A 26,289-nucleotide genomic window follows, 5' to 3' on the forward strand; every position below is an offset into this window, starting at 1 on the left:
CCGCCCCGACGCCCTGACCGGCCTGAGCATCAACCCCGCAAACATGATCGGCGACCTGCATGGCAGCAAGGACTACCGTGCGCATCTGGTCAGCGTCATGACTAAACGGGCTATTGAAGCCTGTTCTTGAGGGCACGCAATCTGGACAACAAAGAGCCCCGGTAAACGCCGGGGCTTTTTCTATCAACGAAAGGTCCGGACAGACCCGTCCTGGTGAACACATATTACCGTGATGTTCTTGGTTGTTCGGTCGAGGATCGTTTGAATTTCATACGCGTCTGCATGGCACAGCGCCGTTGATTGTGGGAGGGATGTTATTGAGGCGTCGCTGCTTTTTGCGGCGGCCTAATCCAGCCCAACGCAACGAGCCTGCCTATGACGTCCTCTGCATGGGCGTCACTTTTGTAGATACTTTTCAACATAGCATCAACCGGCGCGTCGGGCCACGCGCGTTCAAGTTCTGCCAGTTTTGTGCGCGCCTCTTTCTCCCGCCCCAAAGCCACTAAGGAAGCGGTCACATAAGCCAATGATGGCGCGCTGAGTGGGCCTCCTAGCCCTTTGGCCTCTTCAAATCTCTCGATCGTCGTTTCGAATTCACCAAGATGAAAATGAGCCGCTCCGGAAATGTTGCGATTGGCGAGACGTTGATTGCTGGAGTCCAACAAAGACAAGCGATCCGCGATTTCGACAGCCTCATCAAACTCACCCGAAAACAGGGTTACGGCACCCAGAAAGTCCAACACCGCGCCATCTGAAGGGTCCAACTGAGATGCGCGTCGCCCAAGGGTCAATGCCGCGTCATACTCGCCATTTGCAAAATGCGCCCAGCTTTTTGCAGACTGGCTCCACGCCTGCTCTGGCGCCAGTTGCACTGCTTCGTCGGCAAATCCCATTGCGGCCGCCGCATAATCACTCTTGGTCTGCATTTCCGGGGTCAAGATCGACAGCGTTGCCAAAGTTTGTGCCGCTCCTGCGTACCCTCCGAAATAGGTCGCATCCATTTCGATCACCCGTTGAAATACCGAAAGAACCAGCACTTGTCTTGGGCGATCAAAAATCGGGAAGGTCATCGCGCGCGCCTGCTACGCCAAGTTGTAGGCCTGCAAAGCGACAGGGGATTTTTCGTAGATCGCAACATTGCGCAGCAATTCAGGCTGCCCTGCAGTGGTGACATCAGACTTTGGATCTGAACCCGGTTCGGGCATTGCAGGCAGAAAACTGACGGCCACAGCCGCGCCTATCATCGCACCTGCGGAAAAGGTCGCAAATGGCAACCAGGATGCTTTTTGCGCCTGCTGCGATGGCGGCTGAAGTGCTTTCGTCACTGCTTCAAACCGTGGGCGATACCCTCCGGTGTCTATGTGCAACCGAACAGGGTCCGCTTTGCCGACGCCCTCGTAATGCAGTTCCAACAACTGCCTAAGCCGGCGTGCATCGACGCGGACGACGTTTTCCGGGTCTATCCCTTCCGACGTGTCGCGATCATAGACATCCTGAGCAATCGTCTTTGCGCGAATGTCGGCGCCCCGGCCTGCGATCTCTTCCTCAACCACATAAGCGAGAAACGCGCGCAATCTGTCCGCGCCATCGAAATGCGTATCGCCCAACACATTGGCAAGCGCCCGGCGTTTGTCGGTTTCCGAGATGTCATATGAGGCCGTCATCACATTCGGATATTTGCAATTAAATTGACGTGAGTCACCCTGAATCTCACCGTGATTCACTTACGTGGGGCACCATTAAGTTGCAGAGTTCAAAGGATATACCCCGCAGAGCAACCGAACTGGTCTGCGATCCGACTTGCATTGTCACTTGATCACAAAGGGGAAATCCATGTCACGGCGCACACGTTTTTCGAGCCTCGGCAAACACTTTTCAATCGGATTGGTATTCGGCGCGTGGGCTATTGCGCCACAAGCCGTCACCAACACTGTCGAGGCTTTGTTCGCTCCGAATGCCGCCTACGCGCAGGCAGCCGAAGAGGTTTCGCCAACCATGGTGCGCGACCGCCCACGGGACGTATATTATCCGAACACCGAAGACCTGGCCGAAGACGAGATGCGTGTCATCGCTTGTGGCACCGGGATGCCGACCACGCGCGCAGCGCAGGCCGCTGCGTGTTTTCTTGTCGAATTAGGGAATGGTGACAAGTTCCTGTTCGACATCGGTTCGGGTTCTGCAGAGCGGATTTCATCGCTGCAAATCCCGTATAACTATCTGGACAAAGTCTTTATCGGCCACCTTCACACCGACCATTTCGGGGCCTTGCATGATCTCTTTATAGGTGGAGCCCTGATGGGGCGCAACGTGCCGCTGCGCGTGTGGGGACCGAGCGGTCCGGTGGAAGAACTGGGCACTGCCTACGCATTAGAGAACATGCGCCGGATGCTGACATGGGACCTTGCGGCAAGGGCAGGAAATACGGATTTCCGAGGCTATAGCCTGGAAATTAACGAGTTTGACTACACCGGCGAGAACCAGATTGTTTATGAGAACAACGGCGTGACCATTCGTTCCTTCCCGGCAATTCACGCCATTGATGGGTCAGTGAGTTATTCTTTGGAATGGAACGGACTGAAGTTTGTTTTCAGCTCTGACACGTATCCCAACAAATGGTTCAAGGAACACGCGCAAAATGCCGACTTAGCAATCCATGAGTGCTTTATTGCCGTGCCGGAGTTGGTAACCAAAATGAAATTTACGCCCGAGTCCGCCTTACTGGTCGGAACGCAGGTTCACACAGCACCCGAAGCGTTCGGCAAAGTCATGAGCGACATAAAACCTCGGATGGCCGTCGCCTATCATTTCTTCAATGACTTCGACACATCCAACGGCGTCTATGAGCGAATTCGTTCAACCTATGACGGGCCGCTCAGCATGGCTGACGATTTTATGGTCTGGAATGTGACCAAGGACGATATTGTTGTTCGAATGGCTGCCACGGAAGAACGCACATGGGCACCGCCGCTTGCGGCACCTGCGCAAATCCCATCACTGGATGACAGAGCCGGGTTTGCCGAACGATCAGGCGTTCCGGTCGAGGCCATGCAGTTTTCTGACTTTACGAAGTCAGGGTACGATGACGTCGACGATGTCCTGCGCCCAATCTACGAAGAAGCCTCAGAAGTATTGGGGCAAAAATTCCCCTACCCCGGAGACGAACAGTGAAATGACGTGACTGGCGCGGGTTATGTCCCGCGTCGATTTTTTTGGCCATCGGTGAAACGCTATGATCGAATTTCTCAAACCGGCAATACGAACCTTTTTGGGCTTAGGGCTGGCGACCCTAGCTGCTCAGGCATCGACCGCTCAATCCCTGTCGCGCACAGAAGGTGATGACGGATCATGGCGGCATTCGATCACGCCTTATCTTTTCCTCCCCGTCAGCACCTCGGGCACGTCAACAGTTGCGGGAACAAGTGTCGATCTGGATCTGAGCCTCAGCGAAGTGCTTGACTTGCTTCAGGGTGCAGCGTCCGTTCGATACGAGGGATGGAAAGGCGACTTCGGCATCATTTCCGAAGTCTACTACGTCAAGTTGGCGGCTGGTGGATCACTGCCGATGGGTGCATCGGTGGACGCAGATATCCGCCAAACCTTTGCAAATATCCAAGGTGCCTGCAGGTTTGCCAACGGGGTGAACAGCTCGGGTCGGCGCTATGCGGCGGATGTGGCTGTGGGTTTGCAATGGAACCGGCTAAAGCAGGAAATTGACATCGCCGGGCCCGGGCCGGGTATGACCTTGGGCGGAACCGAAGAATGGATCGAGCCGATGGTCGCTATTCGGTACGCGTCAGAGATAAACGAAAAGTGGGGCTTTGCCACCCGAGCGGAACTCAGCGGGTTCGGCGTGAACGGGGATGATCTTCAATACCTTGTACTGGCCGGATTTGATTGGAAAGGTTGGGAGAGCACATCACTGCGTTTTGGGTATCAGTTCTATGGCATCGACTACTCGACGGATCGGTCTGACGGAGAGTTTGCTTATGACGTCGATCAAAACGGTATTTATGCAGCCGTCGCGTTTCATTTCTGAAGTATATCTGCGCACGAAACTCTGGTGTTTCAGGGCGCTGTGTCTGGCCTGTGTGTTGATCAGGCCCGAGGGCGGTGCCGCAGACCTCGTGTCCCCCTATGGCGGTGAGACGGCCCCCAACTTTGTTGAACTGGTGGTCGAGGGCGACCGCGTTCACGTTGCGCTGGAAATAGACCTTGGCGACTATCCCTTTTTTGTTGCGCCCGATGATGGCACTGGGCGCGCTCTGGCGGACCGGACGGGGCAAACATTTGGTGTGGCAGCAAACGGTGAACCTCTGACCCCTGTGGTTCGGTCGATTGATGTTCGCAGCAGAACACCCAGGCTAACCGCCGCCAGTAAAGTCGTCGCCCCCCGCCCCCGTAGTGAGGACGTAGTGTTTGTAGAGATGGAGTACCCATTCCACGGCCAGCCAAAGCAAATCACATTTACACCGCCGCTGAATGAAAACGGTATTCCTTTGGCATCCATAGGAATGGTCGCCGAACATCTTGGCGTACCGGTAACCGATTACCGATACCTGTCCCGCCCGGAAACAATGCTGCCCAACTGGGAAGACCCCTGGTTCACCACGTTTGAAAACCCGAACCTGACCCGCCACCACAAGTCGCCGCTCATGTCGTTTCTGTCGATGGAGCCGCGAGAGGTGCGCCATGAGATTATTTTTCGCCTGAAGGACTTTGAGGAGTGGGCAGACCTGAATTTAGGCACGGCGGAACGACTGTCGCCGGGTCAGGTCGCACGGGTAAAATCGGAAGCCGCGTCCTTTTTTAAACACCGCAACCCCCTGTCTATCAACGGCACAAGCGTCATCCCAAGCGACGTTCAGGTCTCGCGGATCGCGGTCGGTGCGGACGGGTTGCGTGTATTGCCCGACGAGGCCGAAGCGCAACGGACAACCATGTTGATGGGCGTCGTCATGTCCTATCCTCACGCTACGCTGGCAGATCGCGTGGATATGACATGGCAATTTTTCCCCGACGGGACCTACATCATTCCTGTAACCCTGAGCGATCCTGCCGGGGCCGTCCCTTCGCAAATCTACAAATCGGATCCGACCGTGGTCTGGAACAATCATCTGACGTCTTGGGAAAACCCCAAAACGCAGCCCGTTGTCGTAAAGTCTGCAGGTTTGATCTCCCTCCCGATGGTTACGATCGGCTTCGGCTTGGCGGCCTTCATTTGCGCGGTACTCGCACTGCGCGCGACCTCCAATCGACGGACCGTATATGCCGTGATGCTTGGGGCCTTAGCGACAGCGGCGCTGCTGACCATTCCAATCCGCAATGCCCTGCCAATGATGACCGCCGCTGCACCGGATGAAGTAACCACTCACCAAGTTGTTCAGGGACTGCTTGGCAATCTAAGCGTCGCGATGCTGGAACCTGACGCGGCGGGGCTGGAAACCGCGTTGGAGCCGTTTGTCGCGCCAGACAACCGCGAGCAAATTCGTGATGAGTTGCGTCGGGGCTTGTCCGTGAGCCTTCCTTCAGGGGCATTGGCGCAGACCGATAAGATTGTCGACCTGCAGATTGAGGGGGTTTCTTCCGGCGAAAACAGAAACTCCCACCAGATTATCGCGAACTGGAAAGCACAGGTCAGCGGCGGCCATTGGGGGCATCTGCACCAGCAATCAGTGCTGTTTCGCGGATTGATGAACGTATCGCGGCATGGCGACCAGTGGCATCTGGACGGCCTGACCGTCCTGAATGCTCAGACACAAGGGTGAAATCATGCGATATGCAAAGCCTTTTGCGATTTTGTTTTTGCTACTTCTGTCTGTCGCGGGTGGAGCTTGGGCGCATTTTAACCTGAACCAGAATGTTCGCATTTTTCATATCGTCCGGGACGACAGCGGGCTTAATGTGATGCTGCGCACGCCGATGGCCTATGTCTTGGCGGATAAAGTAGGGCCAGCCGGGTCCGACGGTTTGCCCAGCCCCGCACCCTTCACCACAAATGAATTGCAAGACGGTGTTGTCATGCACCTTGTCGATGTTGAGGCGTTAAACCATGCCCCGCTTGCTTTTGCGCAGATTATCCACGACGAGCTTGTTATCGAACAAGACGGAACCCGGCTCGACGGCCATGTCGTCAGTCTGAGCGTCTATCCCATCGGTCAGGAGCCGGGCTTTGCGACAAGAGCCGAAGCAACAGAGGCCTTGGAAACGAGCGCCATCACCATGGGCAGCGATCAGCCAGTCTATGTAGGCGACGCCGTTGTTGATCTCTGGCTGACCTTCCCGGATGCGTCAGACGCCGCCTATGCGCTGTCCGTGTTGTCCAACCCCGGTCTGGCGGGTCAGGACGAAACCGCGAACCTTGTTCTGGACTATCACAACGGCGAAACGCGAACGTACCGCGCCAAGGGGTTGTTGGCTGAACCCATCGAAGTCACCGGAACTGCATCCTCTGCCGCTGCAACTTTTGTCGTCGAAGGTATTCGGCACATCATCGAGGGTATTGATCATGTTCTTTTTGTCCTATGCATGGTGATCGGATCGCTGAATCTGAAGGCCCTGCTTGCACGGGTGACCGGTTTTACGCTGGGCCACAGTGTCACTTTGATCATGGGGTTCTTCGGTCTGGCACCGTCGGCCCCCTGGTTCATTCCTGCGGTCGAAACGGCAATCGCCATGACCATCATTCTGGCGGCGGCAGACGCCGTATTTCAAAGATCCGAAGGCAAGCACTCTTACCTTGTTGCGGCTGGTGTTACGGCTGGTGTCGGGCTTTTGCACGGGTTTGGGTTCTCGTTCATGCTGCGAGAAATTCTGAAAGTTGACGCGAACAACGTCTGGCAAAGCCTTCTGGCCTTTAATGTCGGCGTTGAGATCGGACAGTTGATGATCGTTCTGGTGACATGGCCGTTGGTCGTTCTCCTCAGGCGCATGCCGTCATCCATCTGGATCGGCGCACGGGCTCTCATTGCCGCCTCGATTTCGGTGGTTGCACTGATCTGGGTCGTAGAACGCTTTTCCGTGCTGATCGCTTAAAATCAATCCCCTGCTGAGCGTGTTTTCCCACCTTTGCTCAGGGACTTTGCCAACGCGCTCAGATCGCTGTAAATGCGCCCGGCCACAGGATGCCAGTCGCTCACGTCCCGGCCTTGCGTTTCGACCACGAAATCGTCACCTCTTGCCGCCGGGCCAGTCAGAGCAGCTTGAGGCCCTTGCGCGCAGACATTCTCGCAGGTCCCACGAAGCAGCGTCTCGTTCAATTGCTGGGCGACGTCATCAGGAACACCAGCCGCGTCCCATGCTTCACGCGCCATCGCTTGCAAAACGACCGTAAAATTGTTCGAAATGACCGCCGCTGCGTGGTACAGGCTTTTGCCTTCAGACTTGATGGGAAAGCACTTGGCACCAAGCGCTTCGAACATCGTTGTGGCCACTTCCGTCGCCTCGGGATCCCCTTCAACGCCGCAAGGCACCCCATTGAACTGACGCGCGGCGGTCAGAGGATCGGCAAAAGACAAAACCGGGTGAACACTGGCCAGCCGCCAGTTTAAGGATCGCAAAGGCGCCATCTGATCGGCTGGAAAAAACCCGCTGCAATGCAGGGCCACCGACGGCGTCGAGTTGGCTGAACATGCCTCGGCAATTTGCTCGGCAACATGAGAAATCTGAGTATCCGGCACGGTCACTATCCAAATATCCGCCGGGCGCAATTCCGCAAAACTGTCAACGGCCCTGCCTTGTCCGATCAGCGCAACAAAACCCTGTGCAGTTTGCAGACGCGCATTCATGACATCCTGAAGAATGTAGCCGTCACTGCCCTGAAGAAGCCGGGCAATCGTTTGCCCCACCCGCCCGGCACCAATGATATTCACCCTTGAACTGTGCATGCCGGTCACCTCCTGTTCTGATCGGATATTTTATTGATTAGGCGTGGAAATATCTCAAGCGAGCCTGCCGAAAATTTAATGTTACAAAAATATTGTATCATTGAAAATTTTGTAACATAATAGAGTCAACAACCCCAGTTCTGCTCCACGACAGGATCAGACACGGCCTCCGCTTATGCGGGATTTTGCGTTTGAGGAGGACGCAAGCATGTATGCACAGATGGTTAAGTCCACCGGCAAGGGTGTTCAATCCCGGGAAGACATGAGCCCCGAGGACAAAGCCTTTCAGGATCGTATCGACCGGGGGGAAAAGATTGAGCCAAAGGACTATATGCCAGAGGCCTATCGCAAGACGCTGATCCGGCAGATCGGTCAGCACGCCCATTCCGAAATCGTAGGTCAACTGCCCGAAGGCAACTGGATCACCCGCGCGCCGACGCTTGAACGTAAAGCCAATCTGCTGGCCAAAGTTCAAGACGAGGCCGGGCACGGTATCTACCTGTATTGTGCGGCCGAAACGCTTGGCGTCAGCCGGGACGAGTTGGTCGAAATGCTTCATTCCGAGCGGATGAAGTATTCGTCCATCTTCAACTACCCCACCCTCACATGGGCCGATATGGGCGCGGTCGGCTGGCTGGTCGATGGGGCCGCGATCATGAATCAGGTGCCGCTACAGCGCACCTCTTACGGGCCATATGCCCGCGCAATGGTTCGTATCTGCAAGGAAGAAAGCTTTCACCAGCGCCAAGGCTATCACATCATGATCAAGATGGCGAAAGAAGGCACCGCTGATCAAAAGCGTATGGCACAGGATGCGTTGAACCGATTCTGGTATCCAGCATTGATGATGTTTGGCCCATCGGACAAAGACAGCGTGCATTCAGCGCAGTCGATGGCCTGGAAAATCAAGATCAACACCAACGATGAGTTGCGTCAAAAATTCGTTGATGAAACCGTTCCGCAGGCCGAGTTTCTGGGCCTGACGATCCCCGATGAAAACCTGCGCTGGAACGACGAGACCGGCCATTACGAGTTCAGCGAACCCGACTGGGCGGAATTCTTCGACGTGATATCCGGCAACGGCCCCTGCAACGCCGAGCGCCTGAGTACACGTCGCAAGGCGTGGGATGACGGCGCGTGGGTGCGCGAGGCGATGCTGTCCCATGCGCGCAAATCCCAGAAACGCTCTCAAGCTGCGGAGTAACCCGATGACACATGAAAACGAATGGCCCCTGTGGGAGGTCTTTATCCGCGGGCAGCACGGTATGAGCCACCGCCATGTCGGATCGTTGCACGCCGCAGATGCCGAGCATGCAATCCGCAATGCGCGCGATGTTTACACGCGCCGCAATGAAGGCGTCAGCATCTGGGTTGTCGAAGCCGGAAAAATCACGGCGTCCAGCCCCTCGGACAAAGGGCCGCTATTCGATCCGGCCCGTGACAAGGTCTATCGGCACCCGACATTCTACGACATCCCCGAAGAAGTTGGAAAAATGTGATGGCGCCTTCTGCTACGGAAAACCCTCTGTTCGAGTTCCTTCTCAGGCAAGGGGACAATGCCTTGGTTTTGGGCCATCGAACGTCGGAATGGTGCGGGGTCGCTCCGGTATTGGAAGAGGATATCGCGCTGGCGAACATGGCATTGGACCTGATCGGCCAGACCCAGTTGTGGCTGGGATATGCCGGTGAGGTCGAAGGTGCCGGGCGAACCGCCGATGATCTGGCCTTTCTGCGCGAGGTTTACGATTTTCGAAACCTTCTGATGCTCGAGGTGCCGAATGGCGACTTTGGGCGGACGCAAATGCGCCAGTTCCTGTTTGACGCCTTTCAGGTGCCGTGGCTGACAAGCCTGCAGGATTCAAAGAATACGCGCGTGGCCGAGATCGCAGCCAAGTGTCTGAAAGAAGCGCTCTACCACCTAGACCGTTCGTCACACACGGTGATTGCCTTGGGGGATGGAACGGCAGAAAGCAACAGCCGCATGTCGGATGCTCTGGCATTCCTGTGGCCGTATAGCGGAGAGGTTTTCAAGGACGATGCCACCGATCAGGTGATGGCCAAGGCCGGGGTCGCCCCGTTACCCTCGGACCTGCGCGGTGCCTGGCTGGACACGGTTCAACGCGTGCTGACCGAAGCCTGCCTGACATTGCCCGAGGGAACATTTGCGCAATCAGGTGGGCGCACCGGGTTTCGACACACCGAGCATCTGGGGCACATGCTGGCGGTTATGCAAACCCTCCAACGCTCTTACCCCGGAGCGACCTGGTAGCCGCAATGCCTGTGACTGAAGCGCAGATCTGGGACTGGCTCGAAGGCGTCCCCGACCCCGAAATCCCGGTGATCTCGGTGGTCGATCTTGGGGTGATCCGGGACGTATCCGTGTCCGGCGACGCAGTGACGGTGACCGTTACGCCCACTTATTCCGGCTGCCCCGCGATGGCGGTCATATCCATGGACATAGAAACGGCGCTGGCCACCAACGGGGTTGAAAACCTGCAGATCCAAACCCGGATCGCGCCACCCTGGACAACCGACTGGCTATCGGAAAAAGCCCGCACCCGGCTGGAGGAGTTTGGCATTGCGCCACCGCAACCTGCGGGCGGTCCAACCCGGTGCCCGCACTGCAAATCCGACCGGCTTGAAAAAATCAGCCAATTCGGTTCGACCCCCTGCAAAGCGCAATGGCGCTGCCGGGACTGTCTGGAACCCTTCGACTATTTCAAATGCATCTGAGGTCTTGAGCTATGGCGACGTTTCACCCCCTGACCGTGACGGACATCCAAAAAACCATCCGCGACGCAGTTATTGTGACCCTGAAACCCGAGAGCCCGGACAGGTTTGCCTTTGCGCCGGGCCAATACCTGACGTTCAAACGGGACTTCGACGGTGAGGAATTGCGGCGCTCCTACTCTATCTGCGCGGCACCGCATGAAGGTGTTTTGCGGGTCGGGATCAAAAGCGTTGATGGTGGTGCCTTTTCCAACTGGGCCAACACAGAACTGCAAGTGGGCGACGTCATGACTGCAATGCCGCCTATGGGGAATTTTCATGCGGCGGTGGATACCGATGCCCCGCACTATCTGGGATTTGCGGGGGGATCGGGTATCACTCCGGTTCTGTCGATCCTCAAAACTGCCCTGTCCGAAGACCCTTCTGCCCGGTTTACACTTGTCTACGCAAATCGAACCCCAAACACGATCATGTTCCGGGAAGAACTTGAGGACCTGAAAAACCGGTACCTGCACCGGTTGAACATCGTCCACATTCTTGAAGATGACAGTCAGGAGATTGACCTGTTCCGAGGCCGAGTCGATGGCGAAAAATGTGCGGCCCTGTTCCGGCACTGGATCGACATAGGCTCTGTCTCGATGGCGTATATCTGCGGGCCGGAGCCCATGATGCTGGCGATCTCGCAGTCGCTGAAAGATCATGGTTTGACAAAGGATCAGATCCGGTTCGAATTGTTCGCCTCATCCCAACCCGGCCGAGCTAAAACCCGCCCAGCTTCAAGGGCCGACGACGATGCAGGCATCAAGGGACGAGTCACCTTGGGCGGCGTGAGCCGCAGCCTGACCATTCCCAAGGACACAAGCCTGCTGGAAGCTGCACTTGCCGAGAACCTCGACGCGCCTCACGCCTGCAAAGCTGGTGTGTGTTCCACCTGCAAGGCACGGGTGGTCGAAGGAGAAGTCGAAATGGTGGCAAACCACGCTCTGGAAGATTACGAAGTTGAAGCTGGTTTTGTCCTGACCTGCCAGTGTTTCCCTGTCTCAGACAAAGTTGTGTGGGATTACGATGAGGCGGGCCACTAACTCTCGGCCTGAACGCCGGGCAGACCTGCAACGGTGAACTGGGCGATGGTCCTTGCATACCCCTCGCGATCTGATCGCGTCGCCTTTGGGTGCCACATGTAGTACCAGTTCAACATGCCGAAAACGGACATTGTCAATTCGCGCAACAACCGGGGTTGCGAACTCAGCTTGCCGCCGCTCACCGCGTCCAGAATACCACTCATCTGGGTGACCATTTCCTTTTGATAGGCTTTCAGCACCGTCTGCATGGCTTCGGGCAGCAATGAGACCCCTTCACTCTGGATGTTGTGCTCATAGTCCATCCCCTCATAGGCCAGAAGGTATTCGCGCAAGACCAGATGCAACTGTTCTTCCGGCGGCTTGCCTTCCAGTTCGACCGACGTGACCCGGTCGTTCAGCTCGGACAGATAGGAATCCAGAATATCGAACAGCAACGTCTCTTTGCTGTCATAGTAGTGATAGATGTTGGCCTTCGATATCCCTGCGCTTTTCGCCACTTGATTCATCGAGGCGCGCGCAATCCCCTCGCGGGCAAAAACACTGGCCGCAACCGAAAGGATGCTCTGCCGCTTTTTGTCGTGGTCTTTTGCGATCGTGCGCGCCACGGGCTCACTCCTTTGGTCTGTTGTCGATGACGCGACGGGCCTTGCCCTGACTGCGCTCGACAGTGCCGGGCACACCGACACTTACTGTGGTTCCGACCCCTATCGTATCTTTGATCTTCTTAGACAAGACCCCCGCCACGGCATCGCGCGCCGCATCTGCTGCTGCATCCGGCGCGGCTTCGACATGTACGGTCATCGCGTCCATCCGGCCCGAGCGTGTCAGTTCAATCTGGAAATACGGCGCGAGTTCGGGGGTCGCCAGAACCAGTTCTTCAATCTGGGTCGGAAAGACATTCACGCCGCGCAGGATGATCATGTCGTCGGAACGACCGGTAATCTTCTCCATCCGCCGCATCGACCGCGCGGTTCCCGGCATCAGCCGGGTCAGGTCACGCGTGCGGTAGCGTACCATTGGCAACCCCTCCTTGGTGAGGGTTGTAAAGACCAATTCACCGATCTCACCGTCTGGCAGAACCTCTCCGGTCTCGGGGTCAATGACCTCGGGGTAGAAATGATCCTCCCAGATATGCAGCCCGTCCTTGGTCTCGACGCATTCATTGGCCACACCGGGGCCCATGATTTCCGACAGGCCATAGATATCAACCGCATGCATGTCGAACGCGGCCTCGACCTCGGCTCGCATCGCGTTGGTCCAGGGTTCGGCGCCAAAAATCCCCACATCCAGCGAACTGTCCCTCGGGTCTATTCCGGCGGCACGAAACTGTTCGAGAATATTGAGCATGTAAGACGGGGTCACCATGATCGTGCTGGGTTTGAAATCCTGTATCAGCATCACCTGCCGTTCGGTCATCCCGCCCGAAACAGGTACAACCGTGCAATTCAATTCCTCAGCTCCGTAATGCGCGCCAAGCCCACCGGTGAACAGGCCATATCCATAAGCAATATGAACGACATCGCCGGGCTTGGTTCCGCTGGCCCGCATAGACCGCGCCACCAGCTTTGCCCACATGTCGATATCACCGCGCGTATACCCGACAACCGTCGGCTTGCCCGTTGTCCCTGATGACGCGTGCACACGCACGATCTGTTCACGCGGGACAGCAAAAAGGCCAAAGGGGTAATTGGCCCGCAGATCGTCCTTGTAGGTGAAGGGGAATTTCGACAGGTCCTCCAGAGATTTCAAATCATCCGGATGCACCCCCGCGGCCTCAAACCTTTGCCGATACAAGGGCACATTGTCATATGCGTGCTTTAACGACCATTGCAGCCGTTGCAATTGCAGGGCGCGAATTTCGTCGGTGGACGCTATTTCGATCGGATCGAGGCTGTCTCGGGCTGGTGTCAGGTCTTTCATGGGCTCCTCCCCTATTCCTCGAAAAGCTGGCCCGGAATGGCTCGGGAACAGCCTCGGAATTCTGCGATCACTGTGTTCTTCTGATTGGTGACGGTCACGTCATAAACGCCGCTGCGTCCGGACAGGCTGATTTCGCGCGCGTCCGCGAAAAGCTGATCCCCTAAACGGCCCGGCGCAATGTATGAGATCGTGTTGTGCTGCGCGACTGTCGACTGATTTCGGCTGTTGCAGGCAAAGGCAAAGGCGCTGTCGGCCAGCATGAAGATCACACCGCCATGGCAGATACCATGCCCGTTTGTGTGGTGTTTCTCGACTGTCAGCGACAGTTTCGCCCTGCCTTCATCCACGTCATCAAGGCGCATGCCGACCCACGGGCTGGCATTGTCGTCACGCCACATGGCTTGCGCCGCACGCTCCGCGCGCTCTTTAGGCGTCATGCCAGCGGCCATTGAAGCTTGGCAAACTAACGACCAACCTTCCCTTCACCCGACCTATGCGGGCTGTGTTGAGCACCGTCTCGGACACCATATTCTCCTTGATCTTCCTCCACCCTGTGCTTAAACATTTCATAAACCGACCGGTAGGTCAATTAATGAGTTGAGTCACACCGGACCCAAACGCAAGGACCACCTCATGACTGTACAAAATGTTGAAAGCTACATCGCCGGACGGTGGATCGGATGCGACGGTTCAGCCCGAGAAATCCACTCGGCCGTGACCGGAGAGTTGATTGGTCGGGCCGGGAACACTGCGCTGGACAACGGGGCCATGCTGGATTTCGCGCGCTCAAAAGGCGGCCCTGCCCTGCGCGCGATGACGTTCCATGATCGTGCGCGCATGCTCAAGGCGCTGGCGACATATTTGGGGCAGCACAAACAGGCCCTATACGACATTTCTTTCGCGACCGGCGCGACGCAGAAAGATCACCTGATCGACATAGACGGCGGTATCGGCACACTGATGGTCTATGCAAGCAAGGGCCGCCGTGAAATGCCGGACGATACTGTCTATCTGGACGGCGAGGTTGAGCGACTGTCGCGCCAGGGCACGTTTCTGGGACAGCATATCTGTACCTCGTTGACCGGAGTAGCCATTCACATCAATGCCTTCAATTTTCCTGTGTGGGGTATGCTGGAAAAGCTGGCCCCAACGCTTTTGGCTGGGGTTCCCGCAATCATAAAACCGGCGACGGCGACCTGCTATGTTGCCGAACGCTGTGTGAGGATCATGCTGGATAGCGGCCTGCTGCCAGAAGGTGCCATTCAGTTGATTTCCGGAGGGATCGGAGACTTGCTGGATCATCTGGGCGGGCAAGATGTCGTTAGCTTCACCGGCTCGGCTGCCACCGCGAAAACACTGCGCGGCGCGCCATGTTTCCAAGGGAACGCAACGCGTTTTATTGCCGAACAAGACAGCCTCAACGCGTCGATCCTCGGCCCGGATGCCGTGGCAGGCACGCCTGAATTTGATCTGTTCATCAAAGAAGCCACCCGCGAAATGACCGCCAAGGCTGGCCAGAAATGCACCGCCATTCGCCGCATTATGGCCCCGGACTCTCAAGTCGAAGCCGTGATTGACGCCCTGCGCACACGGCTTGGGTCTATTGTCATTGGGGACCCCGCAGCCGAACACACACAAATGGGCGCCCTCGTGTCTCAGGCCCAAAGACGTGATGTTCTGGAAAAAGCCGCCCTAATCGGGCAAGAGGCAGACCGCGTTTTCGGAGACCCCGAAGACTTTGTGGTTCAGGGTGCTGACCGCGAAAAGGGTGCATTCGTCCCACCGATGCTGTTTCACTGTGCGTCGCCGGACACGGCCAACATCCTGCACTCGGTCGAGGCGTTCGGCCCCGTTTCAACCGTGATGCCCTATCGCGATCTGGACCACGCGGTCCAATTGGCCAATCGCGGTGGCGGCAGCCTTGTGGCGTCGGTCATCACGAACGATCCCGACGTTGCCAGAACTGCCGCCTTGGGTGCAGGACCCTTCCACGGACGGTTGTATTTCAACAACCGGACCTCGATGAAAGAAAGCACAGGCCACGGGTCACCCCTGCCGCATATGGTGCACGGTGGGCCCGGTCGCGCCGGTGGTGGCGAGGAAATGGGCGGTATGCGCGGCGTGATGCACTATATGCAGCGCACCGCCATTCAGGGCAGCCCCGACATCCTGACGCGCATAGGTCGAAAATGGGTACCGGGTGCCAAGGAAATCACCGATTACGCCCACCCGTTCACCCGCACATTCGATGCGCTTCAAATCGGCGAAACCCTGTATTCTGCGGAACGTGAAATAACGCTGGACGACATCGAAACCTTTGCCCATTTCACCGGCGACACGTTCTATGCCCACATGGATGATGCAGCGGCCAAGCGGAACCCGTTCTTTCCGGGTCGTGTTGCGCACGGCTATCTGTTGCTGAGCTTTGCCGCTGGTCTTTTCGTGCAACCCGACGAGGGGCCTGTTCTGGCCAATACCGGGCTGGACAATTTGCGGTTCCTCAAACCAGTTCAGGCCGGAGACAGTATACAGGTTCGCCTGACCGTGATGCAAAAGTCGCCGCGAAATCAGGACTATGGCGAGGTTCGCTGGAAAGTCGCGCTCCTTAACCGCGACGGAGATCTGGCAGCCGAATACGAGCTGCTGACCATGAACGCCTATCGTCGCGATGCTCCTTAGGGTTTTCTCATAGCCACATGGCGCGATGGCGTGATAGCTAAGAGGTCAACTTCCATCTAAGCTCTTTGGAAAGACCCGAATTTGACACCCGCAGACGCCCTGATTGACGACTTGTGCAACCTTGAGCCGATCAAGACATGGTCGCTGATCGTTACGTTGTTCGGCGACCTCAGCGACCATAGCATCAGCGGTAAGGAACTGGGCCTGCTGATGGGTCATGTCGGCGTCAAGACTGAGGCCATACGGGTCGCGCTGCACCGCCTTCGGAAGGACGGCTGGATTGTGTCCACGAAATCAGGGCGGGAAGTAACCTACAGCCTTTCGGATCGAGGTCTTGCCGAAACCCATGCCGTTTACGAAGACGTTTACCGGCGGGACATAAAATACCCGCAAGGATGGCAGTTGCTTTTGACCAAAAGCGATTATGCCGCTCCTGATCCGGCAATCCGGATTGAACGGTCGCTCCTGCTGGTGCCCGTTGAAGTTGTTCAACGCGACGGCACCGCGCTTGGGCTGCGGGCGGACACTGACCATATCCCGGATTGGTTTTCGGACCGGATTGTCCCGCCTCAAACTTTGATTTTGGCACAACAACTTTACGAAATTGCGGGACAGCCGGGTATTAGCGATCTGCCACCCCTTTCCATGGCTGCGGTACGTTTGTTGCTGCTGCATTACTGGCGCAAGATTGCCCTGCGCAGTTCCAGTTGGGCTCACATCTCGATGATCCCTCAAGGATCACTTGCGCGTTGCCATAACCGCGTGACGCAAGTGATGGCTGATCTGCCCAGGCTGGATCCCGCTGCACTTGCAAGCTGAAAGCTGGCGGCAATTTTTGGAGATTCCACACGCAGAATTAGTTGACCGACCGGTTGGTTTATGAAACTGTATTCAAAAGCTGCACGCAGCTTTTGTTATGGGAGGATGACATGAAACAGACTTTTGCGGCCCTTGGGCTGGGGATTTCCACGATGCTGGCAGGAACCACTGCCTGGGCGGAAAAAACAATGGTGGTTTCCTCGTGGTTGCCACCCAGCCACATCGTGAACGAGATCATCTGGCCAGAGTTCATTTCACGTATCGAAGACGCAACCGATGGACGTGTGACCGGTGCTATTGAATACAATCTGGCCTCACCCCCTGCGCAAGCCGACCTGATCGAAGATGGCGGCGCGGATGCGGCGTGGATTTTCCACGGGTATAACCCCGGCCGTTTTGTTACCACAAAACTGATCGAAATTCCGGGGCTTGAAGGCGACTCTGCCGCTGCATCCGCCGCGCATTGGCGTGCGCATGAGCAATATCTGGCGGCGGCCAACGAACATGACGGCGTTGTTCCGGTTGCCATGATGGTCCATGCCCCGGGCATGTTGCACCTGTCCAAGGAAGTCAGCTCGCTTGACGATGTCGCGGGTCTGAAAATCCGCTCGGGCGGTGGCGTTATGGGGGATGTCCTCAAAGGGCTGGACATGGCCGGCGTTCAAGTTGCTGCGCCCAAAGTCTATGAAACCGTTTCTAACGGTGTCGCAGACGGGACGTTCTTTCCGGGTGACACGATTGCCATCCTGCGCTTGACCGAAGTTCTGCCTTACACCTATCGCGTTCCGGGCGGGTTCTATCGCGGCTCCTTCTCGATCATCATGAGTGAAGAGTTCCTTGAGTCTGTCGGCGAAGAAGACGCCGCAGCCATCAAAGCAGCTCTGGGCGAGGATTTCTCGGCCTTCGCGGGCAAAGCGTGGGACGTCGGCAACCAGAGGGGTCTGGATGCTCAGGCTGCCTCGGGTCAGATCATCGACCTTGAAGGGGATGCCTCCGCCCCGTTTGAAGCGCTGGTGCCACAGATACAGGCATCGGTGCTTGAAGAAGTCTCAAGCAAAGGCGTCGATGCAGAAGCTGCGATGCAACTGATCCGGGACACCATGTCCGAATACAGCGCAAAATGAGCGCACAATCGAACCTCAAACGGGCAAGCCACTGGTTTGCCCGCTTGTGTCTATTGGGCAGCGGCCTTTGTCTTATGCTCGTGATGGGTCTGACAGTTGTAGAGGTTATCGGTCGCTATATCTTCAACGCACCGATATTCGGGCGTCAGGATCTGGCGCAAATCCTGTTGGCATTATCTATCTTCTTTGCATTTCCCGTGGTCACCCTGCGGCGTGAACAGATTGACGTCGACCTGCTTGACCACCTGTTCTCACGCCGCGCTGCGTTTTGGCGCGACCGGTGTATCGACGCGCTGACATCGCTGTGCCTGCTGACGATGTCGGTGTGGCTGTTTGCACGCGCGGACAAGGCACTGGAGCGCGGCATTACCAGTGAGCTGCTGTTCATCCCTAAATATCCGCTCATTTATTTCATCGCCCTCGTCGTGGGACTAACCGGCGTGCTGTTGGTGGTCAGTGCAATTATTAAAATCATACGGCCATCCGGCCCTGAAGGACTCTGACCAAGATGGAAGTCTCACTGATTGCTTTTGCGCTGGTCATCTTCCTTGTGCTGCTGCGCGTGCCGATTGGAATTGCAATGGGTTTCATCGGGGCAATCGGGTTTGTCTACCTGCGCGACGGGCGCTGGTCCGCCGGGTTGGGTCCGGCCGCGGACTCGATACTGGACGTGACGCAGAACGACGCGCTGTCGGTGATACCGCTGTTCATCTTCATGGGCATGATCGTCGCGCAAAGCGGTATGGCGCTGGATTTATACCGCGCCGCCTACACCTTGGTCGGACGGTTACCCGGTGGGTTGGCGATGTCGACGATTTTGGCCTGCGGTGGCTTTTCCGCTGTTTCAGGTTCGTCGCTGGCCACGGCTGCGACCATGTCCAAGGTCGCCCTGCCACCGATGCGCAAGTTTGGCTATCACGATAGCCTGTCGACCGCATCCGTCGCTGCAGGCGGCACGTTGGGAATACTCATCCCGCCCAGCATCATCCTGATCATCTACGGATTTCTGACAGGTCAATCTATTGGGAAATTGTTTTTGGCAGGCATTTTGCCCGGCCTTCTGGGAATCCTGCTGTATTTGGGGGCTGTCGCGTTCGTCGTCTGGCGCAAACCCGATTACGGTCCTGCGGGTGAAAAAAGCTCATGGTCTGAAACGCGGCAGGCTTTGCTGCGCGTCCTTCCAATCCTCGCGCTGTTTACCTTGATCATTGGCGGTTTATACGGACGCGTTTTCACTGCAGACGAGGCCGCTGGCGTCGGCGCATTTGGGGCGATCATCATTTCCATCCTGATCGGCCGATTCACGTTCAAGGGCCTGATTGAGGCACTGGTTCAAACAGTGAAAACATCCGTTGGATTGTTCGTCCTGCTGATCGGCGCGGATATCTTTAACCGTTTGATTACACGCGCAAGGTTACCAGATGACCTGCTGGCATTGGTCCAAGGCGCCGGGCTGGAGCCCTTCACGATTCTGCTGATCATCATCTTGATCTACATCGTTCTAGGCGCCGTGTTTGAGAGCCTGTCCATGATTACGCTGACCGTACCGGTCTTTGCACCTTTGATCGCGTCATTGGGCTTTTTCGAAGGCGATATCACCGGGGAAACCGCGCTGATCTGGTTCGGGATTATCGTTGTGGTGGTCACGGAAATCTCGCTGATCACACCCCCCATCGGCCTGAATGTGTTTGTCCTAAGGTCCGTCGTGCAAGACGTATCAACAGCCACGATCTTCCGCGGTGTGACGCCTTTCTGGGCCGCCGATATCGTCAGGCTGGCCCTTCTTGTCGCCCTTCCAGCCCTGTCCCTGTTCATGCCCTTGGGCGTTTTCGGGTTCGGACCATAGCGCGGGTTTTACTCGGACCCCGCTTTCGACGAATAATAGAACGCGATGGCCTGCGCGCGGTTCTTCACGGACAGCTTTTCATAGATATTCGACAGGTGAAATTTCACCGTGTTGGCCGAGATCTGCAGCTCTTTCGACAATTCCCGGTTCGACATCCCCTTGGCCAGCGCCTCAAGGATTACGATTTCCTTGCGCGACAGGCTGTGAAGCGGGTCTTTCTGCATCTTGCGCACGTCTATGAACGGAAAGACCATTTTGCCCTTGGCCACATCCACACAGGCCTCCAGCAATCCGTCGACCTCGCCCGAGCGTGACGCGAACCCGGCTGCGCCCGCTTGCATGGCAAGGCGCGGGATATCCCCGGCTTCGTCCCCGTAGATCACAAATCGCGGCGGATTCTCCTGCTCGCGCAGGACTTCGATCAGTTTCACCGCGCCGAGAACCGGCAGGTTCCATGAAATCACACAGACTTTGACCGGAACCCGCATAATCGCGCCCAAAAACCCTTCGGCCGTGGCAGAGGTCGCCACCAACGAGAATCGCGGATCGCGTTCAAAGATTTCCGACATTGCCGAAAGAACCAACGGGTTGTTGTCGGCCAGCATGATGTCGATCGGAGGAGAAGAGGTTTCCGACATTGATTTCCTGCACAAATTTTCCAAAACCCACCCAAGTGGGTAGGTAGTTACTTGGTATACAGCTGTATATTTACCGGAATGGGTATGTATTTCCCCATCCAAACAGATACCCAAAAGCAGTAGTAAGTTACGTTGCGTTAACTGGCAAGATTCGGTTTTCCTCACCTCCAACGCGACGCATGGGGCCATCACAGACCCCGTCACTGAGGAGGATCGCACGTGACGTTTCAAATCTACCCGACTCTCGAAATCCCCGAGACCCTTGCCGCTGGCCCCGGCCCCGGCAACACCGATGCCCGTGTCCTGCAGGCCTTTGCCAGCGCGGGTGTGGCGGATCATATGCAGGGTGATGTCCTGCGGGGCATGATCGAATGCAAACATATGCTGCGCGAGATTTGGGGCACCGAAAACACTTATACCTTCGCTGTGGCCGGAACCGGCTGGAGCGGGCTGGACACGATGTTCTCGGCCGTGATGCCCGGCGACACGGTCGTTGCATTTACGAACGGCACCTTTTCGGGAATCGACGCGCTGACACTTCGGATCAAGGCTGCAACACCGCAGGAACACGCGGCCAACCCGTTGGACCCACAAGCGGCAAGCGTCACCGTGATCGAAGTTCCCCATGGGCAGCCTGTGACAGGCACGATTGTGGAAGCTGCACTGGCAGAGCACAAACCAAAATGGGCGTTCATGGCACATTGGGAAACCGGTTCCGGCCGGGTCAATGATCTGCGCGGTTTCTCGGACGCGTGCGAGCGGCATGGCGCGATGGGCCTGATTGACGCCGTGTCCTCACTGGGTGTCGCTGATTTCCGGATTGATGACTTCCCCGGCATCGCGGGTTGGGCGTCCTGCCCGCAAAAGGGCCTGTGCTGCCTGCCGCTGACCTATGCACCGGTCAGCTTTACCGACGCCTACATGGACACGTTGAAGACGTCGGGGGCTTACACCTATGTCCACAATCCGATTTTCGAGGCCCGCCATTGGGGTATCGTCGACGGGCAAGACGTTGAAAAAGGCACCTACCATCGAACCCATTCCGGCTATGCCGTGGCCGCCTTTCACGAATCCCTGCGCCTGACTTTGATCGAGGGGCTGGCCAAGCGCGCGCATTCCTACAAAACGCACGAGGCCGTCCTGCGGGACGCCGTGACTGCGATGGGATGTCAGGTAACCTCGGACATGCCCAGCCTGGTCGTTCTGAACCTGCCGCCCGAATTGGCCGGTCGCGAGATGGAACTGGTACAGGCGTGCCGCGCAAAAGGATTTGGCATCTGGCCGACCCTCAGCGCGCCCGTTCAGGTGCGGATTGGCATCCTGAATCAGCTAAATCACCAGGCCATCAGCCACATCATCCACCTGTTCGCCCAAGCGATACAGGACCTCGGCGGCACAGTGGACTTTGACGCAATCGAAGCTCTGCTGGAAAGCCGCTACGGGACGTCGATTGCGGCCTGACCGCACTGCATAAACGGGAGAACATGCAGATGGATATTCACGAATATCAGGCGAAAGAACTTCTTTCGAAGTTTGGTGTCGAAACCCCTTCGGGGGCTTTGGCCTACAGCCCCGAACAGGCCGCTTACCGCGCACGCGAACTGGGCGGCGACAAATGGATTGTCAAGGCGCAGGTCCACGCAGGCGGCCGGGGCAAGGCCGGGGGCGTCAAGCTGTGCAACTCGGAAAGCGAAATCTACGCCGCTTGTGATGACATGTTCGGTCGCAAGCTGGTCACGCATCAAACCGGTCCCGAGGGAAAAGGCATCTACCGTGTATATGTCGAGGCCGCCGTGCCGATTGATCGCGAGATCTATCTGGGCTTTGTGCTGGACCGCTCGAGCCAGCGCGTGATGATCGTGGCCTCGTCCGAGGGCGGAATGGAGATCGAGGAAATCTCAGCCGAGCGTCCCGACAGTATCGTGCGTTCGATCGTTGAACCGGCAGTGGGGTTGCAGGAATTCCAGGCGCGTGAGATCGCGTTCAAGCTGGGGCTTGAGCCGAAGCTGATCCAGCACATGGTCCGCACTTTGCAGGGTTGCTATGCCGCGTTCAGCGAGTTGGACGCGACCATGGTCGAGATCAACCCGCTGGTCATCACCGGCGACGACCGGGTGCTGGCGCTGGACGCGAAAATGAGCTTTGACGACAACGCTCTGTTCCGCCGCCCGCAGATCGCCGAGCTTCGCGACAAAAGTCAGGAAGACCCGCGCGAAAGCCGCGCCGCCGACCGGGGCCTGTCTTATGTCGGGCTGGACGGCAATATCGGCTGTATCGTGAACGGGGCAGGCTTGGCCATGGCCACGATGGACACGATCAAGCTGGCCGGTGGCGAGCCTGCGAACTTTCTGGATATCGGTGGCGGTGCCTCGCCCGAGCGGGTGGCGAAAGCTTTCCGGCTGGTTCTGTCGGATGACAATGTTCAGGCGGTTCTGGTCAATATCTTCGCGGGCATCAACCGCTGTGACTGGGTCGCCGAGGGTGTCGTGCAGGCACTGCGCGAATTGGAAATCGACCTGCCGGTGATCGTGCGCCTTGCGGGTACGAATGTCGAAGAAGGTCAGAAAATTCTCGCCAAATCGGGCCTGCCGATCATCCGCGCGACAACCTTGATGGAGGCCGCCGAACGCGCCGTGGGTGCGTGGCGCAATGACCTGTCCCAAAACACCAAGATGAGGGCCGTGTAATGAGCATTCTTCTGGACCGCGACAGCCGCGTGATCGTTCAGGGCATCACCGGACGCATGGCGCGCCTGCACACCAAGGATATGGTGGAGTATGGCACCAATGTCGTGGGCGGCGTCGTCCCCGGCAAGGGTGGCGAAACCGTCGAAGGCGTGCCTGTCTTTGACACCGTCAAGCAGGCGGTCGAAGCCACCGGCGCCGATGCCAGCCTTGTTTTTGTGCCGCCCCCGTTCGCCGCAGATTCGATCATGGAGGCCGCAGATGCCGGTATCCGCTATTGCGTCTGCATCACCGACGGCATCCCGGCGCAGGACATGATCCGCGTGAAACGCTACATGTACCGCTATCCCAAGGACAAGCGCATGGTGCTGACCGGCCCGAACTGCGCCGGAACCATCAGCCCCGGCAAAGCGCTGCTGGGGATCATGCCGGGCCATATCTACCTGCCGGGCAACGTGGGCATCATCGGGCGCTCGGGTACACTGGGCTATGAAGCTGCGGCACAGTTGAAAGAGCGTGGCATCGGTGTCTCGACCAGCGTCGGCATCGGTGGCGACCCGATCAATGGTTCGTCCTTCCGCGATATCCTTGAGCGGTTCGAACAAGATGAAGATACCGAGGTCATCGCCATGATCGGTGAGATCGGCGGCCCCCAGGAGGCGGAAGCGGCAGAATATATCCGCGATCACGTCACCAAGCCCGTTGTGGCCTATGTCGCGGGTCTGACCGCGCCCAAGGGCCGGACGATGGGCCATGCCGGTGCGATCATCTCGGCCTTTGGCGAAAGCGCGAGCGAAAAGGTGGAAATCCTGACGGCAGCGGGCGTGACCGTGGCGGAAAACCCGGCAGTGATCGGCGAGACCATCGCCCGCGTCATGGGAAAGGCCGCGTGATGGTGAAACCTTCGGTTCTTGTCACCCGTCGTTGGCCTGCTGCCGTCGAAACGCAACTGGCCGAAAGCTACAACACCGTGCTGAATACCGGGGACATTCCGATGTCCCCGGCCGAAATCCGCGACGCACTGAAGAAATATGACGCGGTGCTGCCCACGGTGACCGATACTCTCAGCGCCGAGGCGCTGGATGTACCTGCCGCGCAAACCAAAATCCTTGCCAATTACGGTGTCGGTTACAGCCATATCAACGAACCCGCTGCCCGTGATCTGGGCATGACGGTCACCAACACGCCGGACGTTCTGTCCGAATGCACGGCTGATCTGGCGATGACGCTGCTGCTGATGGCCGCTCGACGCGCCGGTGAAGGTGAGCGTGAGCTGCGTGCAGGTGGCTGGACTGGCTGGCGGCCCACGCATCTGGTCGGCACCAAGGTCAGCGGCAAGACGCTGGGCATCATCGGTTTTGGCCGCATCGGTCAGGAAATGGCCCGCCGCGCCCATCATGGGTTCGGTATGAACATTCTGGTGCAGAACCGCAGCGCAGTCGCGCCTGACGTGCTGAAGCAATTCAATGCAACACAAGTCGAAACGGTGGACGCGTTGTTGCCGCACTGCGATTTCGTCTCGTTGCACTGCCCCGGAGGGGCTGCGAACCGGCACCTGATCAACGGGCGCAGGCTGGAACTGATGAAGCCTGATGCCTTCCTGATCAACACCGCCCGCGGTGAGGTGGTGGACGAGCATGCTCTGGTTCAATCTCTGATGTTCGACACGATTGGCGGCGCAGCGCTGGACGTGTTCGATGGCGAGCCACGCATCAGCCCGGACCTGCTGCAATGCGACAATCTGGTGATGCTGCCGCATCTGGGCAGCGCCACCCGTGAATCGCGCGAGGCTATGGGCTTTCGCGTGCTGGACAATCTGGGCGACTTCTTTGCGGGTCGTCCCCCTCGTGACCGCGTGATCTGACGCGATTTATCTTTCAAAGGACTCAAACTCATGAGCTTTTACGCCATCGAACAGGCCCCCGCGCGCCTGAACCGCAGCGAACTCGCCGTACCGGGCAGCCAGCCCGGTATGTTCGAAAAAGCAGCCCAGTCGGATGTGGATGTGATCTTCCTTGATCTGGAAGATGCGGTTGCACCCGATGAAAAGGAACAGGCCCGCAAGAACATCATTCAAGCTCTGAATGACATCGACTGGGGCAACAAGACCATGTCCGTGCGGATCAATGGTCTGGACACCCACTATATGTACCGCGACGTGGTCGATGTGGTCGAACAAGCGGGTGAACGTCTGGACCTGATCATGATCCCCAAGGTGGGCACGGCGGCCGACGTCTATGCGATCGACATGATGGTCACGCAGATCGAAGACGCAATGGGCTATAAAAAGCGCATCGGGTTTGAACACATCATCGAAACCGCTCTGGGCATGCAGAACGTAAGCGAAATTGCAGCCGCCTCGAAACGCAACGAGAGCCTGCACTTTGGTGTGGCCGATTATGCCGCCTCGACCCGCGCGCGCACCACGATCATTGGCGGTGTTAACCCCGATTACGCGGTTCTGACCGACCCGGATGCTGACGCAGCCCGCGCGTCGCATTGGGGCGACATGTGGCATTATGCGCTGGCACGTATGGTCGTAGCGGCCCGCGCGAACGGTCTGCGCCCGATTGACGGCCCGTTCGGGGATTTTCAGGATCCCGAAGGGTATAAAGCCGCCGCCAAACGCGCCGCTGTTCTGGGATGCGAGGGCAAGTGGGCCATCCACCCCAGCCAGATCGCGCTGGCGAATGAGGTCATGTCCCCCAGCGATGCCGAAGTCACCAAGGCACAGCGCATTCTGGTCGCCATGGCCGAGGCCGAAACCGCAGGCAAAGGCGCGGTGTCGCTGGACGGGCGTCTGATCGACTACGCCTCGATCCGGCAGGCCGAAGTTATGGTCGAAAAGGCACGGCAAATCGCAGCGGCCTGATTTCAATCTCCG

At 57.5% G+C, this 26,289-nt stretch carries 26 protein-coding genes and 1 pseudogene; 20 read left to right on the forward strand and 7 right to left on the reverse strand.

From position 1 onward, the window contains the following. Positions 1 to 130: pseudogene (locus ACR0MS_RS08550) on the forward strand (FAD binding domain-containing protein); the annotation flags it as partial. 184 nt (positions 131 to 314) lie between these two features. Here ACR0MS_RS08550 and ACR0MS_RS08555 read toward each other — a convergent pair. Next, positions 315 to 1,070 (reverse strand): tetratricopeptide repeat protein, encoded by a 756-nt coding sequence (locus ACR0MS_RS08555; RefSeq protein WP_480573800.1) that lies wholly within the window; start codon positions 1,068 to 1,070, stop codon positions 315 to 317. A 12-nt stretch (positions 1,071 to 1,082) separates the two neighbouring features. Next, entirely contained in the window at positions 1,083 to 1,664 is a 582-nt protein-coding gene (locus ACR0MS_RS08560; RefSeq protein ID WP_480573803.1) for a hypothetical protein, read from the reverse strand. A gap of 169 nt (positions 1,665 to 1,833) precedes the next feature. On the opposite strand from ACR0MS_RS08560, the gene gntH reads away from it, so the two are divergent. The 4 genes from gntH to ACR0MS_RS08580 all read left to right on the forward strand — a co-directional run bounded on the left by gntH (position 1,834) and on the right by ACR0MS_RS08580 (position 7,032). After that, complete coding sequence (gene gntH / locus ACR0MS_RS08565) at positions 1,834 to 3,168, forward strand: guanitoxin biosynthesis MBL fold metallo-hydrolase GntH (RefSeq protein WP_480573806.1); 1,335 nt, start codon at positions 1,834 to 1,836, stop codon at positions 3,166 to 3,168. Positions 3,169 to 3,229: 61 nt separating this feature from the next. After that, positions 3,230 to 4,036, forward strand: a complete 807-nt coding sequence (locus ACR0MS_RS08570; RefSeq protein ID WP_480573809.1) for a hypothetical protein — start codon at positions 3,230 to 3,232, stop codon at positions 4,034 to 4,036. Further along, positions 3,987 to 5,765 (forward strand): hypothetical protein, encoded by a 1,779-nt coding sequence (locus ACR0MS_RS08575; RefSeq protein ID WP_480573812.1) that lies wholly within the window; start codon positions 3,987 to 3,989, stop codon positions 5,763 to 5,765. The genes ACR0MS_RS08570 and ACR0MS_RS08575 overlap by 50 nt, the downstream gene beginning before the upstream one ends. Before the next feature lie 4 nt (positions 5,766 to 5,769). Then, positions 5,770 to 7,032, forward strand: a complete 1,263-nt coding sequence (locus ACR0MS_RS08580; protein ID WP_480573815.1) for a HupE/UreJ family protein — start codon at positions 5,770 to 5,772, stop codon at positions 7,030 to 7,032. 2 nt (positions 7,033 to 7,034) lie between these two features. Here ACR0MS_RS08580 and ACR0MS_RS08585 read toward each other — a convergent pair whose 3' ends face one another. Beyond that, on the reverse strand, positions 7,035 to 7,883 hold the full coding sequence (locus tag ACR0MS_RS08585; protein ID WP_480573818.1) for a Rossmann-like and DUF2520 domain-containing protein: 849 nt from the start codon (positions 7,881 to 7,883) through the stop codon (positions 7,035 to 7,037). A 208-nt stretch (positions 7,884 to 8,091) separates the two neighbouring features. On the opposite strand from ACR0MS_RS08585, the gene paaA reads away from it, so the two are divergent. From paaA to ACR0MS_RS08610, 5 genes are read left to right on the forward strand one after another with little or no spacing between them, the layout of a single operon-like run. Beyond that, entirely contained in the window at positions 8,092 to 9,087 is a 996-nt protein-coding gene (gene paaA, locus ACR0MS_RS08590) for a 1,2-phenylacetyl-CoA epoxidase subunit PaaA (protein WP_480573821.1), read from the forward strand. 4 nt (positions 9,088 to 9,091) lie between these two features. Continuing rightward, a complete protein-coding gene (gene paaB / locus ACR0MS_RS08595; protein WP_480573824.1) occupies positions 9,092 to 9,382 on the forward strand; it encodes a 1,2-phenylacetyl-CoA epoxidase subunit PaaB in 291 nt (96 codons plus the stop codon). After that, positions 9,382 to 10,152 (forward strand): 1,2-phenylacetyl-CoA epoxidase subunit PaaC, encoded by a 771-nt coding sequence (gene paaC, locus ACR0MS_RS08600; protein ID WP_480573827.1) that lies wholly within the window; start codon positions 9,382 to 9,384, stop codon positions 10,150 to 10,152. The genes paaB and paaC overlap by 1 nt, the downstream gene beginning before the upstream one ends. 5 nt (positions 10,153 to 10,157) lie before the next feature. After that, entirely contained in the window at positions 10,158 to 10,616 is a 459-nt protein-coding gene (gene paaD, locus ACR0MS_RS08605) for a 1,2-phenylacetyl-CoA epoxidase subunit PaaD (protein ID WP_480573830.1), read from the forward strand. Positions 10,617 to 10,627: 11 nt separating this feature from the next. Next, positions 10,628 to 11,695 carry a 2Fe-2S iron-sulfur cluster-binding protein gene (locus tag ACR0MS_RS08610; RefSeq protein ID WP_480573833.1) on the forward strand — a complete coding sequence of 356 codons (1,068 nt, stop codon included), beginning with the start codon at positions 10,628 to 10,630 and terminating at the stop codon, positions 11,693 to 11,695. Here ACR0MS_RS08610 and ACR0MS_RS08615 read toward each other — a convergent pair. The 3 genes from ACR0MS_RS08615 to paaI are packed head-to-tail and all read right to left on the reverse strand — an operon-like array spanning position 11,692 to position 14,052. Further along, positions 11,692 to 12,300 (reverse strand): TetR/AcrR family transcriptional regulator, encoded by a 609-nt coding sequence (locus tag ACR0MS_RS08615; protein ID WP_480573836.1) that lies wholly within the window; start codon positions 12,298 to 12,300, stop codon positions 11,692 to 11,694. The two genes, ACR0MS_RS08610 and ACR0MS_RS08615, sit on opposite strands and share 4 nt — an antisense overlap. 4 nt (positions 12,301 to 12,304) lie before the next feature. Next, entirely contained in the window at positions 12,305 to 13,615 is a 1,311-nt protein-coding gene (gene paaK, locus ACR0MS_RS08620; RefSeq protein WP_480573839.1) for a phenylacetate--CoA ligase PaaK, read from the reverse strand. Positions 13,616 to 13,626: 11 nt separating this feature from the next. Further along, positions 13,627 to 14,052, reverse strand: coding sequence for a hydroxyphenylacetyl-CoA thioesterase PaaI (paaI, locus tag ACR0MS_RS08625; RefSeq protein ID WP_480573841.1), 426 nt, complete (start codon positions 14,050 to 14,052; stop codon positions 13,627 to 13,629). Between the two features lie 196 nt (positions 14,053 to 14,248). Here paaI and paaZ point away from each other — a divergent pair, with 196 nt between their 5' ends. The 5 genes from paaZ (at position 14,249) to ACR0MS_RS08650 (ending at position 20,083) form a co-directional block, all read left to right on the forward strand. Further along, on the forward strand, positions 14,249 to 16,294 hold the full coding sequence (gene paaZ / locus ACR0MS_RS08630) for a phenylacetic acid degradation bifunctional protein PaaZ (protein WP_480573844.1): 2,046 nt from the start codon (positions 14,249 to 14,251) through the stop codon (positions 16,292 to 16,294). Positions 16,295 to 16,375: 81 nt separating this feature from the next. After that, complete coding sequence (locus ACR0MS_RS08635; RefSeq protein ID WP_480573847.1) at positions 16,376 to 17,113, forward strand: hypothetical protein; 738 nt, start codon at positions 16,376 to 16,378, stop codon at positions 17,111 to 17,113. 110 nt (positions 17,114 to 17,223) lie between these two features. Beyond that, entirely contained in the window at positions 17,224 to 18,237 is a 1,014-nt protein-coding gene (locus ACR0MS_RS08640) for a TRAP transporter substrate-binding protein (protein WP_480573850.1), read from the forward strand. Beyond that, positions 18,234 to 18,740 carry a TRAP transporter small permease gene (locus ACR0MS_RS08645; protein WP_480573853.1) on the forward strand — a complete coding sequence of 169 codons (507 nt, stop codon included), beginning with the start codon at positions 18,234 to 18,236 and terminating at the stop codon, positions 18,738 to 18,740. Before ACR0MS_RS08640 ends, ACR0MS_RS08645 begins: the two co-directional genes overlap by 4 nt. A gap of 5 nt (positions 18,741 to 18,745) precedes the next feature. Next, on the forward strand, positions 18,746 to 20,083 hold the full coding sequence (locus ACR0MS_RS08650) for a TRAP transporter large permease (protein WP_480573856.1): 1,338 nt from the start codon (positions 18,746 to 18,748) through the stop codon (positions 20,081 to 20,083). Between the two features lie 8 nt (positions 20,084 to 20,091). On the opposite strand, the gene ACR0MS_RS08655 is transcribed toward ACR0MS_RS08650, so the two are convergent. Then, positions 20,092 to 20,721, reverse strand: coding sequence for a LuxR C-terminal-related transcriptional regulator (locus ACR0MS_RS08655; protein WP_480573858.1), 630 nt, complete (start codon positions 20,719 to 20,721; stop codon positions 20,092 to 20,094). Positions 20,722 to 20,940: 219 nt separating this feature from the next. On the opposite strand from ACR0MS_RS08655, the gene ACR0MS_RS08660 reads away from it, so the two are divergent. From ACR0MS_RS08660 to ACR0MS_RS08680, 5 genes are read left to right on the forward strand one after another with little or no spacing between them, the layout of a single operon-like run. Beyond that, entirely contained in the window at positions 20,941 to 22,182 is a 1,242-nt protein-coding gene (locus ACR0MS_RS08660; RefSeq protein ID WP_480573861.1) for a pyridoxal-phosphate-dependent aminotransferase family protein, read from the forward strand. Positions 22,183 to 22,211: 29 nt separating this feature from the next. Further along, on the forward strand, positions 22,212 to 23,408 hold the full coding sequence (locus tag ACR0MS_RS08665) for a malate--CoA ligase subunit beta (protein ID WP_480573864.1): 1,197 nt from the start codon (positions 22,212 to 22,214) through the stop codon (positions 23,406 to 23,408). Then, positions 23,408 to 24,298, forward strand: coding sequence for a succinate--CoA ligase subunit alpha (gene sucD / locus ACR0MS_RS08670; RefSeq protein WP_480573867.1), 891 nt, complete (start codon positions 23,408 to 23,410; stop codon positions 24,296 to 24,298). Before ACR0MS_RS08665 ends, sucD begins: the two co-directional genes overlap by 1 nt. After that, a complete protein-coding gene (locus ACR0MS_RS08675) occupies positions 24,298 to 25,269 on the forward strand; it encodes a 2-hydroxyacid dehydrogenase (protein ID WP_480574234.1) in 972 nt (323 codons plus the stop codon). Before sucD ends, ACR0MS_RS08675 begins: the two co-directional genes overlap by 1 nt. Positions 25,270 to 25,299: 30 nt before the next feature. Beyond that, positions 25,300 to 26,277, forward strand: a complete 978-nt coding sequence (locus ACR0MS_RS08680; RefSeq protein ID WP_480573870.1) for an HpcH/HpaI aldolase/citrate lyase family protein — start codon at positions 25,300 to 25,302, stop codon at positions 26,275 to 26,277. The last annotated feature ends 12 nt before the right edge of the window (positions 26,278 to 26,289 follow it).

This window comes from Ruegeria sp. CJ2, from assembly GCF_056536745.1.

Coding starts and splice junctions, on each gene's coding strand:
- paaI (WP_480573841.1), bottom strand. CDS start 14,052: ATGACGCCTAAAGAGCGCGCGGAGCGTGCGGCGCAAGCCATGTGGCGT.
- ACR0MS_RS08650 (WP_480573856.1), top strand. CDS start 18,746: ATGGAAGTCTCACTGATTGCTTTTGCGCTGGTCATCTTCCTTGTGCTG.
- ACR0MS_RS08675 (WP_480574234.1), top strand. CDS start 24,298: ATGGTGAAACCTTCGGTTCTTGTCACCCGTCGTTGGCCTGCTGCCGTC.
- paaD (WP_480573830.1), top strand. CDS start 10,158: ATGCCTGTGACTGAAGCGCAGATCTGGGACTGGCTCGAAGGCGTCCCC.
- ACR0MS_RS08655 (WP_480573858.1), bottom strand. CDS start 20,721: ATGTCGGAAACCTCTTCTCCTCCGATCGACATCATGCTGGCCGACAAC.
- ACR0MS_RS08680 (WP_480573870.1), top strand. CDS start 25,300: ATGAGCTTTTACGCCATCGAACAGGCCCCCGCGCGCCTGAACCGCAGC.
- ACR0MS_RS08575 (WP_480573812.1), top strand. CDS start 3,987: ATGACGTCGATCAAAACGGTATTTATGCAGCCGTCGCGTTTCATTTCT.
- ACR0MS_RS08610 (WP_480573833.1), top strand. CDS start 10,628: ATGGCGACGTTTCACCCCCTGACCGTGACGGACATCCAAAAAACCATC.
- gntH (WP_480573806.1), top strand. CDS start 1,834: ATGTCACGGCGCACACGTTTTTCGAGCCTCGGCAAACACTTTTCAATC.
- ACR0MS_RS08580 (WP_480573815.1), top strand. CDS start 5,770: ATGCGATATGCAAAGCCTTTTGCGATTTTGTTTTTGCTACTTCTGTCT.
- sucD (WP_480573867.1), top strand. CDS start 23,408: ATGAGCATTCTTCTGGACCGCGACAGCCGCGTGATCGTTCAGGGCATC.
- paaK (WP_480573839.1), bottom strand. CDS start 13,615: ATGAAAGACCTGACACCAGCCCGAGACAGCCTCGATCCGATCGAAATA.
- paaB (WP_480573824.1), top strand. CDS start 9,092: ATGACACATGAAAACGAATGGCCCCTGTGGGAGGTCTTTATCCGCGGG.
- ACR0MS_RS08555 (WP_480573800.1), bottom strand. CDS start 1,070: ATGACCTTCCCGATTTTTGATCGCCCAAGACAAGTGCTGGTTCTTTCG.
- ACR0MS_RS08560 (WP_480573803.1), bottom strand. CDS start 1,664: ATGACGGCCTCATATGACATCTCGGAAACCGACAAACGCCGGGCGCTT.
- paaA (WP_480573821.1), top strand. CDS start 8,092: ATGTATGCACAGATGGTTAAGTCCACCGGCAAGGGTGTTCAATCCCGG.
- ACR0MS_RS08585 (WP_480573818.1), bottom strand. CDS start 7,883: ATGCACAGTTCAAGGGTGAATATCATTGGTGCCGGGCGGGTGGGGCAA.
- ACR0MS_RS08570 (WP_480573809.1), top strand. CDS start 3,230: ATGATCGAATTTCTCAAACCGGCAATACGAACCTTTTTGGGCTTAGGG.
- paaZ (WP_480573844.1), top strand. CDS start 14,249: ATGACTGTACAAAATGTTGAAAGCTACATCGCCGGACGGTGGATCGGA.
- ACR0MS_RS08640 (WP_480573850.1), top strand. CDS start 17,224: ATGAAACAGACTTTTGCGGCCCTTGGGCTGGGGATTTCCACGATGCTG.
- ACR0MS_RS08665 (WP_480573864.1), top strand. CDS start 22,212: ATGGATATTCACGAATATCAGGCGAAAGAACTTCTTTCGAAGTTTGGT.
- paaC (WP_480573827.1), top strand. CDS start 9,382: ATGGCGCCTTCTGCTACGGAAAACCCTCTGTTCGAGTTCCTTCTCAGG.
- ACR0MS_RS08645 (WP_480573853.1), top strand. CDS start 18,234: ATGAGCGCACAATCGAACCTCAAACGGGCAAGCCACTGGTTTGCCCGC.